Source organism: Bradyrhizobium sp. USDA 4510 (assembly GCF_054059095.1).
This window is the reverse complement of the sequence record NZ_JBSSBT010000001.1, coordinates 3,517,456-3,532,641: the sequence shown is the minus strand read 5'-3', so window position 1 is coordinate 3,532,641 and position 15,186 is coordinate 3,517,456. Positions and strand designations below refer to the sequence as shown.

General features: G+C 64.5%; 17 protein-coding genes. 8 read left to right on the top strand and 9 right to left on the bottom strand.

The window, feature by feature from the left end; genetic code table 11:
- Positions 1-5: 5 nt before the first annotated feature.
- Positions 6-911: a sulfite exporter TauE/SafE family protein gene (locus tag ACVMDN_RS15975; protein ID WP_057018569.1), complete on the bottom strand. Its 906-nt coding sequence runs from the start codon at positions 909-911 to the stop codon at positions 6-8.
- Between the two features lie 351 nt (positions 912-1,262).
- Between ACVMDN_RS15975 and ACVMDN_RS15970 the strand changes: the two genes are divergently transcribed.
- The 4 genes from ACVMDN_RS15970 to ACVMDN_RS15955 all read left to right on the top strand — a co-directional run bounded on the left by ACVMDN_RS15970 (position 1,263) and on the right by ACVMDN_RS15955 (position 6,222).
- Complete coding sequence (locus tag ACVMDN_RS15970; protein ID WP_028342108.1) at positions 1,263-2,300, top strand: PrsW family glutamic-type intramembrane protease; 1,038 nt, start codon at positions 1,263-1,265, stop codon at positions 2,298-2,300.
- A 79-nt stretch (positions 2,301-2,379) separates the two neighbouring features.
- The gene (locus ACVMDN_RS15965; protein WP_141341100.1) at positions 2,380-4,239 is read left to right on the top strand and encodes an acyltransferase family protein; all 1,860 of its coding nucleotides are present in this window, start codon (positions 2,380-2,382) and stop codon (positions 4,237-4,239) included.
- A gap of 88 nt (positions 4,240-4,327) precedes the next feature.
- Entirely contained in the window at positions 4,328-4,900 is a 573-nt protein-coding gene (locus ACVMDN_RS15960; protein ID WP_057018572.1) for an HdeD family acid-resistance protein, read from the top strand.
- 236 nt (positions 4,901-5,136) lie between these two features.
- Positions 5,137-6,222: a 3-deoxy-7-phosphoheptulonate synthase gene (locus tag ACVMDN_RS15955; RefSeq protein ID WP_057018573.1), complete on the top strand. Its 1,086-nt coding sequence runs from the start codon at positions 5,137-5,139 to the stop codon at positions 6,220-6,222.
- A gap of 66 nt (positions 6,223-6,288) precedes the next feature.
- On the opposite strand, the gene ACVMDN_RS15950 is transcribed toward ACVMDN_RS15955, so the two are convergent.
- Genes ACVMDN_RS15950 through epmA form a run of 4 tightly spaced genes read right to left on the bottom strand, consistent with a single transcriptional unit; the run spans position 6,289 to position 8,938 of the window.
- Positions 6,289-6,534: a hypothetical protein gene (locus tag ACVMDN_RS15950; protein WP_225644401.1), complete on the bottom strand. Its 246-nt coding sequence runs from the start codon at positions 6,532-6,534 to the stop codon at positions 6,289-6,291.
- A gap of 43 nt (positions 6,535-6,577) precedes the next feature.
- Positions 6,578-6,829, bottom strand: a complete 252-nt coding sequence (locus tag ACVMDN_RS15945; RefSeq protein ID WP_225644190.1) for a hypothetical protein — start codon at positions 6,827-6,829, stop codon at positions 6,578-6,580.
- Complete coding sequence (locus tag ACVMDN_RS15940; protein WP_141341099.1) at positions 6,798-7,889, bottom strand: lysine-2,3-aminomutase-like protein; 1,092 nt, start codon at positions 7,887-7,889, stop codon at positions 6,798-6,800. The genes ACVMDN_RS15945 and ACVMDN_RS15940 overlap by 32 nt, the downstream gene beginning before the upstream one ends.
- The gene (epmA, locus tag ACVMDN_RS15935) at positions 7,886-8,938 is read right to left on the bottom strand and encodes an EF-P lysine aminoacylase EpmA (protein WP_141341098.1); all 1,053 of its coding nucleotides are present in this window, start codon (positions 8,936-8,938) and stop codon (positions 7,886-7,888) included. The genes ACVMDN_RS15940 and epmA overlap by 4 nt, the downstream gene beginning before the upstream one ends.
- A gap of 416 nt (positions 8,939-9,354) precedes the next feature.
- Between epmA and efp the strand changes: the two genes are divergently transcribed.
- From efp to ACVMDN_RS15920, 3 genes are all read left to right on the top strand, one after another.
- Complete coding sequence (gene efp, locus ACVMDN_RS15930; protein ID WP_016844580.1) at positions 9,355-9,921, top strand: elongation factor P; 567 nt, start codon at positions 9,355-9,357, stop codon at positions 9,919-9,921.
- Between the two features lie 128 nt (positions 9,922-10,049).
- Positions 10,050-11,654, top strand: coding sequence for a M23 family metallopeptidase (locus ACVMDN_RS15925; protein ID WP_141341097.1), 1,605 nt, complete (start codon positions 10,050-10,052; stop codon positions 11,652-11,654).
- A 328-nt stretch (positions 11,655-11,982) separates the two neighbouring features.
- A complete protein-coding gene (locus ACVMDN_RS15920; RefSeq protein WP_159109549.1) occupies positions 11,983-12,405 on the top strand; it encodes a DUF805 domain-containing protein in 423 nt (140 codons plus the stop codon).
- 21 nt (positions 12,406-12,426) lie between these two features.
- Here the strand turns inward: ACVMDN_RS15920 and ACVMDN_RS15915 are convergent, their stop codons facing one another.
- The 4 genes from ACVMDN_RS15915 to ACVMDN_RS15900 form a co-directional block, all read right to left on the bottom strand.
- The gene (locus ACVMDN_RS15915; RefSeq protein ID WP_141341095.1) at positions 12,427-13,320 is read right to left on the bottom strand and encodes a dihydrodipicolinate synthase family protein; all 894 of its coding nucleotides are present in this window, start codon (positions 13,318-13,320) and stop codon (positions 12,427-12,429) included.
- 148 nt (positions 13,321-13,468) lie between these two features.
- Positions 13,469-13,975: a cupin domain-containing protein gene (locus tag ACVMDN_RS15910; protein ID WP_141341094.1), complete on the bottom strand. Its 507-nt coding sequence runs from the start codon at positions 13,973-13,975 to the stop codon at positions 13,469-13,471.
- Between the two features lie 41 nt (positions 13,976-14,016).
- Complete coding sequence (locus ACVMDN_RS15905) at positions 14,017-14,496, bottom strand: carboxymuconolactone decarboxylase family protein (RefSeq protein WP_057018579.1); 480 nt, start codon at positions 14,494-14,496, stop codon at positions 14,017-14,019.
- Positions 14,497-14,533: 37 nt separating this feature from the next.
- Positions 14,534-14,704, bottom strand: coding sequence for a hypothetical protein (locus tag ACVMDN_RS15900; RefSeq protein ID WP_456814398.1), 171 nt, complete (start codon positions 14,702-14,704; stop codon positions 14,534-14,536).
- Between ACVMDN_RS15900 and ACVMDN_RS15895 the strand changes: the two genes are divergently transcribed.
- Positions 14,703-15,167 (top strand): MarR family winged helix-turn-helix transcriptional regulator, encoded by a 465-nt coding sequence (locus ACVMDN_RS15895; RefSeq protein ID WP_246786882.1) that lies wholly within the window; start codon positions 14,703-14,705, stop codon positions 15,165-15,167. The genes ACVMDN_RS15900 and ACVMDN_RS15895 overlap by 2 nt on opposite strands.
- Positions 15,168-15,186 lie beyond the last annotated feature (19 nt).

Genomic DNA, 15,186 nt, shown 5'->3' with positions numbered 1-15,186 from the left:
CGCCTTCAGGTCGGACCGCCCCGGTTGCCCGACTTCAGCGAAGCCAACGCGTGCGAGTCCTGCACGGTGCTTCTCCTTGCGGTGAAGAAGACGTACAGCAAGCAGATGTCGATCAGGATCGTGCCGGCCATGACGCTGTAGGCCCACGGGCTTTCCATCAGCTTCACTTCGATCAATACGCGCGACAGGCCGAATCCCACGACCCACGCATCAAAGCTCATGCAGATCCGGCGAAACGTCTCGGCGTCCAGCCGCCGGATCAGCCAGGCACCGAGCGGTATGCCGAGGACAACGCAGGGAACGAGCACAAACAGGATGCTCCGGCTCTCGTCGATGAACAGACCGAGCTTGTAATACGCGATTGCAGTAAGGCTGGACTCCGTCACCCGAACCAGTGCGAGACCGGCCCGAAACTCATCTTTGACGAGGCCCTGATTGTTGAAGAGGATCGCCAGCGGCGGGCCCGAAATGGTCGTGACCGAGTACAAGATCCCGAGCATCGTTCCGAAAGGCAAACCGACCAGCCATTTCGACTGGATCGGCCTCCGCCAACCGGCCGCCTGCAGCAGAATGAGCGGCAGAATGATCGAGTAGGTGGCGAACTTGGTCCAGCCGGGCTGAAGCGACGTCAGCGCAAAGGCTCCGACCGCGATGCCGGGCAGCATGCCGATGAGAATAGGCAGCACGCGCCGCCACACGGCCGGAACGCCGCTCAGATTGATGCACAGGACATACAGATTGACGAAGACTTCGACGATGACCACCGCGGGATTGAGGACGCGGTTGGTGTAGAAGACGAGTGCGACCGGCACCGTGAGCGAGGAAAACCCGTAACCAAGCGCGCCATTTACAAACGCCGCAAACAGCGCGATCACGGCAAGAACGATCACAGCAAAATCAATCGAAAGCATCTCTGGCTTTTACCGGATCGGTCGCCTTGCCCACCGCATTATAGCCCAACGACGGGGACGCGGTGCCGAAAGCTGATCGGACCCACAGGCCGCGATCCCGGAATCGTCGGGCTACCAAAGCTCCTGCGCCTGGAACGCCATGGACCTGGCGCTTGGCAGGAACCTGTCCGGGAGCCGCCCTCGGCCCTTAGCTGATCAAGGTCCGCAACGGCACTTTCCAACCCGCTTTCGTAAGGCACCGTGGCATATTGGTCACGAGAACGGCATCAGACCGATTTGCAATCCGCTGAACTTGCTGCCATTTCTTCGGCACGCATCGCTTTGGTGCCATTAAAGGGGCCCGTCCGGCTCATGTTGTTGCTTGAGTCGCTTCCAACCGTCATCGGCGCCGCCGCCATTGCCCCCGCATTGCTGGTGTTGTGGCTGGTCATCGCCGCTGACGAGCGCCCCGGACCGCCGGTTCAGGTGTGGCTCGCCTTCGTGCTCGGCGCGGCCAGCATCTCCCTGCTCGGCTTGGCGCGAATTCCGTTCAATGCGCTGCTTGCCATTCCCGACAATCCCTGGGCGACGCAGGCGGTGCGTGCAGCTTTCGGAGTCGCGGCACCGGAGGAGATCGTCAAGGTGCTCGTCATCGTCGTCATCTCGACGCGGCGCCGCGCCTTCGCCGATCCGATGGATACGGTGGTCTATGGCGCGGCCGCCGGACTTGGATTTGCCGCCTATGAGAACCTCGCCTATCTGGTCCAGCACAAGGACATGTGGCGCGCGCTCGCGGCATTGCGCAGCGTGCTCACGGTGCCGTTCCACGGCGCGCTCGGCATCATCGCCGGCGCCTATCTTGCGATCGCGCGCTCCGGCGGCGCGCTCGGCGCTTACCGGGGTCACCGCGACTGGGCGCGCATGACGAATTGGGCGCTGGTGCTGGTCGCGCCGGTCGCGCTGCACGCGGCGTTCGATTTTCCGCTGCTCGCGCTCCAGCGCATCCCCGATCTCGGCTCGACCACGCGGCTGCTGCTCGGCTCGGCCAGCGTGCTGATCGGCTTCTCCTCGATCGGCTTTGCAATCCGCCTGGTGCGACGCCTCGGCAAGCATCATGCGCCGCGCACCGACGTTGCGCGCGAGCGGCTCAGCCAGCTGCGGCGGATGTGGGCGCTGCTGCTGATCGGCGGCGGCGCCGGCTTTGCCGGCGTCTCCTTCCTGCTCACCTCGCTGCATCATTGGTACGTCAATCCCGAGCGCAATGCGTCGTTCATCCTGGTCCCGATCGGCTTCACCTCGATCCTGATCGGACTGGCGCTGCTCATCGCGACCACCGCCGTCTACTTCCTCGGCCGCAACCGGATGCGGACCGCCTCGGAGGGCTTTCCGTCCGCTCCCGGTCAAAGCTAGCGCCCCGGCCGGCACCGCTCCCCTTGCAAAACAACCTCGGCGGGTTCAGGGAGAGACACAGACCAGGCGCGAGAGGACGATGGGGCACAACTACAAGAATTATCGGCCGGATATCGACGGCCTGCGGGCCGTTGCCGTCTCGTTGGTCGTGCTCGGCCACGCGTTCCCGCAATATGTTCCCGGCGGTTTCGTCGGGGTCGACATCTTCTTCGTCATTTCCGGCTACCTGATCACCGGGATCATCTATAGCGACATTCAGAACGGGAGCTTCAGCCTTGCGACGTTCTATGCGCGTCGCATTCGCAGGATTTTTCCCGCCCTGATCGTCGTCTTGATCGCCGCCTTCATCGCCGGATGGCAACTTCTGATGCCGAGCGAGTTGGTGGCCCTTGGAAAGGAGATTGCGGCAGGCGCGGGTTTCTCGGCAAACCTGCTGTTCTATTCGGAGGGTGGCTATTTCGATGCGGCCGCGCAAACGAAGCCGCTGCTCCATCTCTGGTCGCTCGGCATCGAGGAACAGTTCTATCTTGTCTGGCCTTTGCTGCTGTGGGCGCTGATGCGATGGCGGATCGCCGCCGCCGCTCCCCTTGCCCTGATCTTCATCGCATCGCTTGTCGCAAATATCCTGGTCGTTCGAACCAACCCTGAAGCCGCATTCTACCAGCCGTTCACGCGGGCGTGGGAGCTCGCGGCCGGAGCATTGGTGGCCGTCTGCCTGCCCAACGGATTCTCCGCGGCGCGCGACCTTCTCGGATGGTTCGCGCTCGCGGTGATCGCTGCGGTAACCGCATTCTATTCGCCCTCCATGACCTACCCCGGGATCGCAGCGGTGGCGCCGGTCGCCGCAGCTGCCGCCCTCATCATGTCAGGTCGCAATCGATTTCTCTCGACGCGTACCGCGGTCGCGATCGGGCTGATGAGCTATCCGCTCTACCTCTGGCATTGGCCGATCCTGGTTTTTGCGGCGAGCTTCAAAGGTCGTCCCCTGACTTTGGCCGAGAACGGGCTGGCCGTTGGGGCCAGCTTCATTCTGGCCTGGGCAACCTATCGCTACGTCGAGCGCCCAATCAGGTTCGGGCAGTGGCGGGTGGCGCCGGTCCTTGCGGCATCGATGGTGGCCGTTGCATCGGTGGGAGCATTGGCGATCGTCGACGGCTTTGCCTTTCGGCTTCCGGCGATCGTTCGCGAAGCCGGCGCCATGACCGTATCCAGGGACTTCCTGAGATACGGCGAATGTCATATCTCCGCTTCCGCCGATCCCGCGTTTGATCCGAGTTGCGTTGACGCCAGCAAGCGCCCGCTTGTTTTCGTATGGGGCGATTCGACCGCCGGCATGCTTGCCGCCGGGCTGCGGCAAGTCCAGGGCGATCAATTCGGGTTAGCCCAGCTCACCGTCAATTCCTGCCCGCCACTCTTCACCGCGCAGGCCGAGACCATTCCGTTTTGTGTTCAAACCAATCGCCACATCGTTGCTGCGGTTGCCCGCTCGCACCCCGATGTCGTGCTTCTGCACCTGGCGTGGAGCAAAGAACCCACCGCCGACGATCTCCGCCCGACGATTGTCGCCCTCAGACAGGCCGGCGCCGCCCGTGTCATCCTGGTCGGCCCTGTCCCCGTCTGGACCGACACGGTGCCCCATCTGACGGTGCAATATTTCCTGCGCCATCATACATTGATCCCGGAACGCAGCCACGATGTGCGATCGACCAAGCAGACTGACGACAGGATTGGGCAGCTCGCCGCCGATCTCGGGATCGAATATCTGTCGCCCTATGACGAGCTCTGCAACGCGGACGGATGTCTGACGAGGGTCGGGACCAGCGCAAACGACCTGGTATCGGCCGACTTCCTGCATCTGTCGCCGCGCGCCTCGCGATATCTGGCGGCCAGGCTTGTGCCAAGGATTCTGGCTGTCGAAAACCGCCATGCAGAAAGATGAGCGCACAGCTATTGCCGCCGCAACTGACGGGCTGACCATTTATAACCGGTTAGGATAGACTGCACACGCGCAGATCCGGAGAGCCGCGATGACCCTGTCCAACGACCTCGACAAGCTGCGATCGAAAATGCAGGCCGCGGTGAAGGCGCACTGGAAGGCGTTCCTGTTCGAAGGCATCCTGCTGGTGATCCTCGGCATCGCCGCGATGATCGTGCCGACCTTCGCGAGCCTCGCCGTCACCATCTTCCTCGGCTGGATGTTCCTGATCTCAGGGATCGGCGGGCTGATCGTGACGTTCTGGGCGCGCAACATGCCGGGCTTCTGGTGGTCGCTGATTTCGGCCGCGCTCGCCGTGCTGGCCGGCATGGTGCTGCTCGCCCGTCCGATGCAGGGTGTGCTGACGCTGACCATCGTGGTCGGCGCCTATTTCGTCGCCGAGGGCGTCGCCACCGTCATGTACGCGCTGGAGCACCGCCGCGAATTGTCGGGACGCTGGTCCTGGCTGCTGATCGCCGGCCTGATGGACATCGTGATCGCCTTCTTCATCATCGCGGGCTTGCCGGAATCCGCGGGATGGGCGATCGGCCTCCTCGTCGGCCTCAATCTGATGTTCGGCGGGGCGACCCTGATCGGCATGGCGTTGGCGGCGCGCAACACCTGACGCCGAACCGCGGGGGGCTTGCATTTGGGGGGTGACAGCCCCAAATCCCTGCGCTATAGAGCCGCCCCATGATCACCGTCGCCACCAGCTATTTTTGGTACTTTAGCTACGACAGCTCGCTGGCGGCAGGAGGATCGCGCTCAATCTGAAGAATTGCAGCAAACGTCCAAAACAAGCCGCCAGACCTGGCGGCTTTTTTGTGTGCCGGCAGGTCCCGAAATCCAAAGGAGCCAGCCGTGTTGAGTACGACAGACGATCTTCGCATCAAGGAATTGAAAGAGCTCAGTACGCCCGAGGAGGTGATGCGGGAGGTCCCGCGCACCCTGACGGCGACCCGGGTGGTGATGGGCGCCCGCAACGCCGTCCACGCGATCCTGAACGGCACCGATGACCGCCTGCTGGTCGTCGTCGGCCCCTGCTCCATCCACGATCCCGCGGCGGCCGTCGATTACGCCGAGCGCCTCGCCAGCCTGCGCGAACAGCTCGCCGACCGCCTCGAGATCGTGATGCGGGTCTATTTCGAGAAGCCGCGCACCACCGTCGGCTGGAAGGGGCTGATCAACGATCCCGATCTCGACGGCAGCTTCGACATCAACAAGGGCCTGCGGCTCGCCCGCAACGTGCTGTCGGCGGTGAACAATCTCGGCCTGCCGGCCGGCACCGAATTCCTCGACATGACGACGCCGCAATACATCGCCGATCTGGTTTCCTGGGCCGCGATCGGCGCGCGCACCACCGAGAGCCAGATCCATCGCGAGCTGGCTTCCGGCCTGTCCTGCCCCGTCGGCTTCAAGAACAGCACCGACGGGGGCGTGCGGATCGCGGCGGACGCGGTGAAGTCGGCCTCGCACCCGCATCACTTCATGGCGGTCACCAAGGGCGGCCGTTCAGCGATCGCCGCGACCAGCGGCAACGAAGACTGCCACGTCATCCTGCGTGGCGGCCGGGCGCCGAACTATGATGCCGCGAGCGTCGATGCTGCCGCCGCCGAGCTCGGCCGCGCCGGTGTCGCGGCGCGGCTGATGATCGACACCAGCCACGCCAACAGCAGCAAGAAGCCGGAGAACCAGCCAGCGGTTGCCTCCGACATCGCGCGCCAGGTCGCAGGCGGCGAACAGCGCATCATCGGCGTGATGATCGAGAGCAATCTTGTCGCGGGACGCCAGGACGTCGTGCCAGGCAAGGCGCTGACCTACGGCCAGAGCATCACGGATGGCTGCATCGACCTCGGGACGACGGCTGACGTGTTGAAGCAGCTGGCCGATGCCGTCGACGCAAGGCGCAGCGTGCGGCGTGACGGCCTGCAGGAGCGTTCGGCCTGACGCGGCCGAACGGATTGAGCGTTGCCGGCGGGGCGAATATCGCGCCTCGCCGGTCAGCTGCGTGGGTTAGCAACCGCGGCAGATGCTCTTGATCTTCCTGTCGAGCGCCGCGTCTTCCTTGTTGGCTTGACTGTTCGGATCGCTGATATTCTTCTCGCTGCCAACGTCGCCGCGGCGCGGCTGACGATGTCCGATCGGCGCCTCCGGGACCGTCCCGCCCTTCTGCATGGAGGACGATCCGCCCTGTTGCTGCGCCCAGGCTTGGGAGATGCCAAGCTGGGGCGCTCCGGCCGCAACCATCATCAGAGCCATCAACAAAACTGTCTTCCGCATCTCGCGTCTCCGCTTCTCAACCCTATCGCGCCCGTTCCGGCACCTCGACGGTAGCACAGTTGCGTCGCCCCTGCGCTGCGCAATCCTGTACCTTCCGTATATCGGCCATCGTGCCAAGGAGCCAGATTCCCGCGGCGACCAGCACCACAAAGAAGCCGAACATCACAGCATTTTCGATGCTGCGGTTGCCCTCATCCTCGGGCGGCTCCTGCCGTCCGTCCCCGGCCCCGCTCATCGCCGCCTCAGGATTGCGGCGGGTAAAGATGAACGTCACCACAATAATCGACGATACGGTAGCGCCGTTCCATCGGATCTTCACGTTCGCGGGAAGCCGGCTGCGACAAATAGCTCGGGCCGATCGGCGCCTTGCCGTGGCCGCCGGGGATGTCGAGCACATAATCCGGCTGACAAAGTCCGGACACACGCCCGCGCAACGCCCGCATCAGTTCCTGCCCGGCTTCGATCGTGGTGCGCAAATGCGCTGTGCCGGGCGCAAGGTCGCCGTGATGCAGATAATAGGGCTTGATCCGGCACTCGACGAAGCCGCGCATCAGCGCCTCGAGCGTCGCAGCATCATCATTGACGCCGCGCAGCAGGACGGACTGGCTTACCAAGGGAATGCCGGCGTCTGCAAGGCGCGCGCACGCTGCGCGGGCATTGTTGCTCAGCTCACGCGGATGGTTGGCATGGATCGCAATCCAGGTCGTCGCGCCTTCGACCCGCAGTGCCGCGATCATCTCGGGATTGATACGGCCCGGATCGGCGATCGGAACACGGGTGTGGAGGCGAACGATCTTCACATGATTAATGTCGGCGAGATCGGCCATGATCTCGGTCAGCCTGCGCGGCGACAGCATCAAGGGATCGCCGCCGGTCAGGATGACTTCCCAGATCTCCGGATGGCTGCGGATGTAATCCAGCGCCGCACGGTAGGCGTCATCGGACAAGGCCGAGGCCTTTCCCGGCCCGACCATTTCGCGCCGGAAACAGAACCGGCAATACACCGCGCAGACATGGACGAGCTTGAACAACACCCGATCGGGATAGCGATGCACGATTCCGGCGACCGGCGAATGCGCTTCGTCGCCGATCGGATCGGCGTTCTCGCCCGGCTGCTCGACGAGTTCGTCGGCGCTCGGGATGAACTGCCGCGCGATCGGGTCGGCGGGATCGGCCGGATCAATCAGCGCGGCGAGCTCCGGCGTCACCGCGACCGCGTAGCGCGCAGCAACCCGCTCGAGCCCGGCCAGTGCTGCGACCGGCGCGAGCCCGGCATCGACCAGCTCGCGCGGCTGTCGCAGCGTCGCCGCCAGTTTTGGATCGATCCTGTTCATGTCTCTCCCGCAGGCGGCGTCCAGACCACCTGATCAATTCGTGGCGCGCCGCTCGCGAGCATCACCAGCCGGTCGAAGCCGAGCGCGACGCCGCTGGCCTCCGGCATCTGGCCGACCGCGGCAAGGAAATCGTCATCGAGCGGATAGCGCTCGCCATAACGGCGGGCCTTCTCATCCATCGCTGCGGTGAAACGATGGCGCTGCTCGGCCGCGTCGGTCAGCTCGCCGAAGCCGTTGGCGAGCTCGACGCCGCAGGCATAGACCTCGAAACGCTCGGCGACGCGCTGATCGCCGGCCTTGGTGCGCGCCAGCGCGGCCTCTGGCGACGGATATTCGAACAGCACCGTCAGACGGCCCTGTCCCAGATGAGGCTCGATATGCTCGACCAGCACCTTGCTGAAGATATCGGACCAGGTGTCGTCATCTGCAACCCGCACCCGCGCTGCTGCAGCCGACGCCAGCGCTTCGCGGTCGCCTTCGCCGCCTGAGATCGTCGCCAGGAGATCGATGCCGGCGAAGCGCTCGAAACCTGCCGCGACCGTCAACAACTCCGGCTCCGCAAACGGATCGGCCGTCCTGCCGCGGAATGAAAACCGGCCGATCCCGGTCGCCTGAGCCGCATGGGCGATCACCACGATCGTGTCGGCCATGATGGCGTCATAGCCGGCATTGGCGCGGTACCATTCCAGCATCGTGAATTCGGGCAGATGCAGGTCGCCGCGCTCGCGGTCGCGGAACACCCGCGCGAACTCGTAGATCTTCGGCTCGCCGGCCGCGAGCAGCTTCTTGCAGGCGAACTCCGGCGAGGTGCGCAGATAGCGGGGCGCATGTGAGCCATCGGCCTGCCTGAGCTCGGTGCGAGGAGCGTGCAGATGGGTCTCGTTGCCCGGCGAGATCTGCAGGATCGCGGTCTCGACCTCGGCAAATCGCTGCTCCTCGAACCAGGCGCGCAGCGCTCGCGTGATCGCCGTCCGCGCCTGCAGGAACGGCCTGCGGTCGGCATAGCGCTGCGGCATCCACCAGGGCGACGGCCGGTCATGAGCTGTCATCGCCAGAGCATCCTCACGGATTCAACATCAACGAGCCGCCATCCGCACTCAAGAGTCCCGCGCAACCGATTGATTCCACACAAATTCATAAGCCTACACAGCCCGAGCCTCCGCGGAACGCAGCGAGGCTGATCCCTTCTTGTCGAAAGACGCGCACCTTGTCCATGCGCGCGCGTGGCTGAACCTGAACCACGGCTCGCGCGTCCCATCCGCAGTTTCGCTGAAACGGATGAGCCCATGGCCGAAAAATAGGGCCGATCGGGACGGCCGGGACGGTTGGCAACCTTGCGAATTCGGCCGCAAAAGACTGGCATCTCAGGGACAAATCAGTATGTTGCAGCCCGAAATCGCCGCCATGGCCGAGGGGCTGCCGATCCGGTTGGCGCCCTTAGGCTCTCAAATTCAGGAAAACACCTTTGAAAGTCATCGCCAGTTCCATCCGCAAGGGCAACGTCATCGAGCAGGACGGCAAGCTCTATGTGGTCCTGTCCGCCGAGAACATCCATCCCGGCAAGGGCACCCCGGTCAGCCAGATCGAAATGCGCCGCATCGGCGACGGCGTGAAGGTTTCGGAGCGCTACAAGACCACCGACCAGGTCGAGAAGGCCACCGTCGAGGACCACAACTACAACTACCTCTATGAAGATGGCGACGGCTTCCACTTCATGAACAACGACAACTACGACCAGGTCCAGGTCTCCAAGGAGATCGTCGGCTCGTCCGCGCCGTATCTGCAGGAGAACATGACCGTGAAGCTCTCGATGCACGAGGGCAACCCGGTCGCGATCCAGCTGCCGCAGCGCGTGACGCTGGAAGTGGTCGAGACCGAGCCTGTGACCAAGGGCCAGACCGCCTCCTCGTCCTACAAGCCGGCCATGCTGTCCAACGGCCTGCGCACCGGCGTGCCGCCGCACATCACCACGGGCACGCGCATCGTGGTCATGACCGAAGACGGTTCCTACGTCGAACGCGCCAAGGACTGAGCGCTTGAGGCGCGGTGGGATTTGAAATGAATCGTCACCGCGCCTCAACTTGTTGGTTAAGCATCAACTTTAGCGAAAACCGCTACACACTTTTCCGGAACTTGCTTTAGTCTTACGGGCGATCCGACATGAGCCCGGGGTGTGCAGTGAACAGGAAGGTGGTCAGCTTCGTCAGTTGCTGGCTGGCAGCCCTGCTCTCGCCTCTTCCCGGCGCCCATGCCGACGAATTCCGAACGCCATCGATCTCGGCCATGCGGGTCGAATGGCGCGCCGTGCTCGACCAGCTGCGGCAGGAGATCGGCAGCCGCCCGGCCATCGCCGCCGGCTTCACTTTCGCAGGCCAGCGCCGCGTGCCCGCCACCGATCCGCGGGCGACGCCTGCGCTGGTGCAGTTGAACGCGGTGACAGCGCCGCTGTTTCCCGGCATTGCGCAGAGCCCGATCCCGGTGCTGCTGCCGCTCGACCCCGCAAGCTATCTCGACGCGCGGCAAAACGGTGCGCTGGACAGCCTGTCGATCGCGCGCTACCAGGCCGACTTCCGCGCGGTCGATTTCTTCCATGCCGGTGCATCGGGCTACGATGCCGTGTTCTCGCTCGACCCCGGCGCCGGCGACGGCCTGCCGCCGCGGACATTTGCAAAGCCGGTCGAGGTGCAGATTTCCGGCTCGATCCTGGTTTACGACCTCGCCGACCGGCTCGGCGGCAAGGGCGAGCCGGTCAGGACGCTGGCCGCGCAGTTTCCGGACCTGCGCCGCTTCATTCGCGAGGGCTATGTCCGCTACGCCTTCACCCGCTTCGGAATTCCCTATGTCGTCTCGATCCAGTGCCTCGACAGCGCGCCGCGGCCGAAGCGGCTGGCCTGCCGCGAGGCCTATCCGGTCGCCGAGCGGTTTCTGAGGGCCCTGCGCATTGTCGGCGGCCAGCCGTCACGGCCACGCAGCGACGTCGCCTCCGACATCGCCGAGCGGCCGGCCGCGCAATCCGCCGACTTCACCTACCACCCGAGCGGCGACATCGTCGCGGGCAGCGGCGGCCGCAGGCAACAAGGCGGCCACGCCGACTTCACCGTCTATTCGCAGATCCGCTTTCCGCTCGAGAAGGCGCCGGCCTTCGCCCACTCGCAATCCTTCGCCAAGCGCAAGCCCGGCGCGGCCATCGACACGTATCCCTGGCAAGACAATTTCTGCGAGGCGCGCAGCTTCGAGGTCGGCCAATGCGCCAGCGGCTACGGCCATCAGGGCCAGGACATCCGCCCCGGCGCATGTCCTGTCGACAGCAAAGATGGCTGCGACCCCAAGCAGCAGGCGGTCGTTGCGGTGCGCGACAGTATCGTGATCCGCTCGGCGCAGCAGCAGGCCGCGACGTTGCAGGTCAACACCCGCACCGAGCATGTCCGCTTCCGCTACATGCACATGAACCCGTCAGTGATGGATGCAGACGGCCTGCTCAACGGACGCCGCGTCAGCGAGGGCGAGAAGATCGGCGTGGTCTCGAACTATCTCGACCACCCCAACGGCACATCGCGGCATCTGCATTTCGACGTCCAGCTGTTTACGCGCGACGGCTGGCTGTGGGTCAATCCCTACACCACGCTGGTGTCGGCCTATGAGCGGCTGATCCGTGGCCGCGGCCGCGAGATCGGACCGGAGCCCGGGCTTGCAGCCGCCGTGGCCCATGCCCTGCCCGACGACGTCGTGCATCGCATCGACACCCAGGAAGGCGGCGGCAATTAGAGTGTTGTCGAGCGAAGGGGACACCGGTTCGGGGCGCACTGCCAAAATATCGAAAACAACCCCATGCAAAGTAGCCGGCGGCTGCCGTCGTTCGACACGACAACTTGACACGTCGGGCAAATCAGCGGCATTATTCCATTATTCCGAAATTGTGCAAACGCCCACCGCAGGTTCCATTCGGAATCGCATCGATGCGCGCCATGTCGCGGCGACAATTGCCAGCTTGAATGATCATGATGGAAGCAGCAATCCGCGGGAACCTGTCCCGCTTTGACCGTCGGACGCAAGTCTCTATCAGATGCCCATTCAGGCTGGACCACAACCAAGCATGCTCTCGACCTTCCGCTGGTTCTTTCTTTCGGTGAAAGGCCGCATCAGCCGGCAGGAATTCGGCCTGGGATTTTTCGGTCTCGTGCTGGTCGACATGCTCATCATTCGCATCGGCGTAAGGCTCGACCACGGTCCGCGGTATTATGACAGCAGCCCGCCCGCCGACGACCTGTCCGTCCTGCGCTTGCTGCTCATGTTGTCGTTGTGGCCGTTCGCCGCGATCCTGGTGAAGCGGCTGCACGACCTCAACGTCTCGGGCTGGTGGGCGCTGACGATCCTCGCCGTTCCCCACCTCGCCGCCGCGCTGCACGTCAAATACTGGGTCCCCTATCTGGCGCTCGTCGCAACGCTGAGCGTGCTGCCGGGATCGAAGGGTGACAACCGGTTCGGCCGCGACCCGCTGGCGCGCGCCGGCATCTAGCGCCCTCCGCCGTGGTTGCGATCAGTCGATCTCCATCGCAGCCAACGCCTCCTTGACGCGCCTCTGAGCGTCCGCGGGCAGCGGCAATATCGGACGTGGAGGCTCGGCCGCGCAGACCCCTCTGAGATTGGCAAGTGCGTAGACAACACGCAGACTGGAATATGTCCTGAACAGATCCCAAATCGGCTGCAGACGCGCGTTGAACTCTCGCGCCCGGGCCGCATCGCCGCTCCTCGCGGCGCGAACGATGTCCACGCAGACCTTCGGGAAGATTCCTGCGACAACGCTGTACCAGGTATCTCCGCCCGCCAGCAGCGCCTCGGTGCAATTCCAGTCGGCGCTGTAACCCAACGCAACGCCGTCCGGAACCACAGCCCGCAATTCCCTGAGATGGCCCGCCACGGTCGAAGCATCCAGCGCCGGACTTTTCACCGCGACGATTCCCTCGACCCGGCTCAGACGGCCGATGAGAGCCGGCGTGAATTGAAAATGAGTCGTTCCGGGATTGTCATAGATGCAGATCGGCAACCCGCTCTCGCGGGCCACGGTTTGAAAATGCTCAAAGACCTCGTCATCGGTTAGCGGGGTATAGGAAACCGCCGCCAACAGGCCCGCCGTCGCGCCGGCATCACGCGCATCTTGAGCCAGCCGCACCGCATCGTCGGTGCGCAGTGCGCCGATGCCAACCAGTATTGGTGTGTTGCCGGCCGCCGAGGCGATGGCCGCTTGCACGGCGCGCCGCCGCTCATCACGGCTGAAATAGGGATATGAGCCGGTACTTCCGAGCAGCCCGACCGAATCCACCTTCGCCGCAATCAAGGGGTCGAGCAAGGCGCGGAGCGCGCCTACATCGACCCGCCCATCCCGGCTCGAAGGTGTTATCGGGAAGGCAGAGAGCCCCTTCAGGCTGATCATCGATTTGTCCCTCGTCGGCAACCGTCGCCGCAACGTGTCGTGCAATCAATCGACACGCCCCGTTGCGCGCAAGGTCCAGTTTCACGCGAACTGGGCACCAAACTGGTCCAGTGCGCACGTCTTGCAGAAACGAGCGCCCAACCGATCGCTATTCGAGCATCGTGGTCAGCTGCGCGCCCTCGTCCGCCACGAACACCGCGATCAGTTCCGCCGGCTCCGTCGTGCTCGCATTGGCCGAGACCATGTGGGTCGAGCCCGGCGGCTCGAAGAACGACTGGCCGACCTTGAAGGTCTCGACCGGCCCGTCGCCGAGCTGGGAGCGGATTTCACCCTTGGTGATGTAGGCAGTCACCGAACCGGAATGGCGGTGCGGCGGCGTGAAGCCGCCGGGACCATAGAACACGCGCACCACCGTGACACGCTTGCCCGCCACATTGGGCAGCGCGTGCGAGGTGATGACCTCGACCTTGTCGAGCGGTGACGCCGCATTGGCGCTGGCGCACAGCGGCGCGATCACAGAAGAGATCGCGTCCATCGGGGTCGGCACTGCCTTGCCGATCACGAAGGCGGAGGCCAGTCCCGCGATCACGGCCAGCGCGACCGGCCGCGGCGGCCGCGCGAATGGAAGGGATGGTGTCATTGCCATCGAGGTCATTGCTTTTCTCCCTGTCGGTTGCCGTTTGATCCGCCTCGACGTTACGAAGCCGCCGCGTCCGCACGCTGCCGGCGCGGCGGCGGCGTCCAGCGATAGGCCGCGCCGAACCGGTTCCAGACATTGATCGATGCGATCGCCGAGGTCAGGTAAGTCAGCTCCTGCTCGGAGAATTCGGTGGTGGCCTGCGCATAGACCTCGTCGCTGACGCCGTTCGGCAGGGTCGTCAACGCTTCGGTCCAGGCCAGCGCGGCGCGCTCGCGCGGCGTGAACTGCGGTGCCTCGCGCCACACCACGACGAGATTCAGCTTGTCGGCGGGCACGCCGAGGCTCTCGCCCTGCAGGATGTGATACTGCACGCAGAACGCGCAGCCGTTGATCTGCGAGGCGCGCAGCTTGACGAGTTCGAGCAGCTGCTTGTCGAGGCCGGCCTTCGCCGCGAACTGGCCGAGCGCGCGCACCGCGGCGAAGACGTCGGGCGCGAGCTTCTCGAAGTCGGTGTATTCCTTGCGGGCATGTGACATTGGCCTGGCCTCATGTTATCAGTGTACTGAGATATTATCAGAGCTCTGATATCGTCGGCAAGATGCGGGCATCGGCAAAGGCGGCAGCACGCGACATGGCGGCAATGCGGAAACGAGGCAAATCGGGCACCGCCGAGCGGCGCCCGGTCGGAAAAGCCGCCGGTCGACGGGCCGCAGCGAATGCGGGATCGAGCGCAGGCGACGTCATGTTCGCCCCTTCCGTTCCGGCGCCGGGCGAAGGCAAGCGCGGCGAGCAGGGCTATCTCGCCTATCTGCTGCGTCAGGCCCACGCGGCCTCGCGGCTGTCGATGGAGCGCCAGCTGGGACAGCTCGGCGTCACCTCGCCGCAATTCGTCGTGCTGACGATGCTGAAAGCCTATCCGGGGCTCTCAGGCGCCGATCTGGCTCGCGTCGCGCTGCTGACCCCGCAGACCGTGAGCGTGATCATCCGCAACCTCGAGCGCGACGGCGCGATCGGCAAGACGCCGCACCCCGTCCACGGCCGCGTGTTGCAATGGACCCTGACCGGCCATGGAACCGCGCTGCTGGAGAAATGCCGGCAGATCGCCCAGGCCCAGGAGCGGCGGCTCGCCGCTAGCCTCGACGCGAGGTCGGAGCAAATTGTCCGGCAATGGCTGTCAAAAATCGCCACAGATTTGCAAGACACATAGCTCCTGCGGCGGCGTGGCT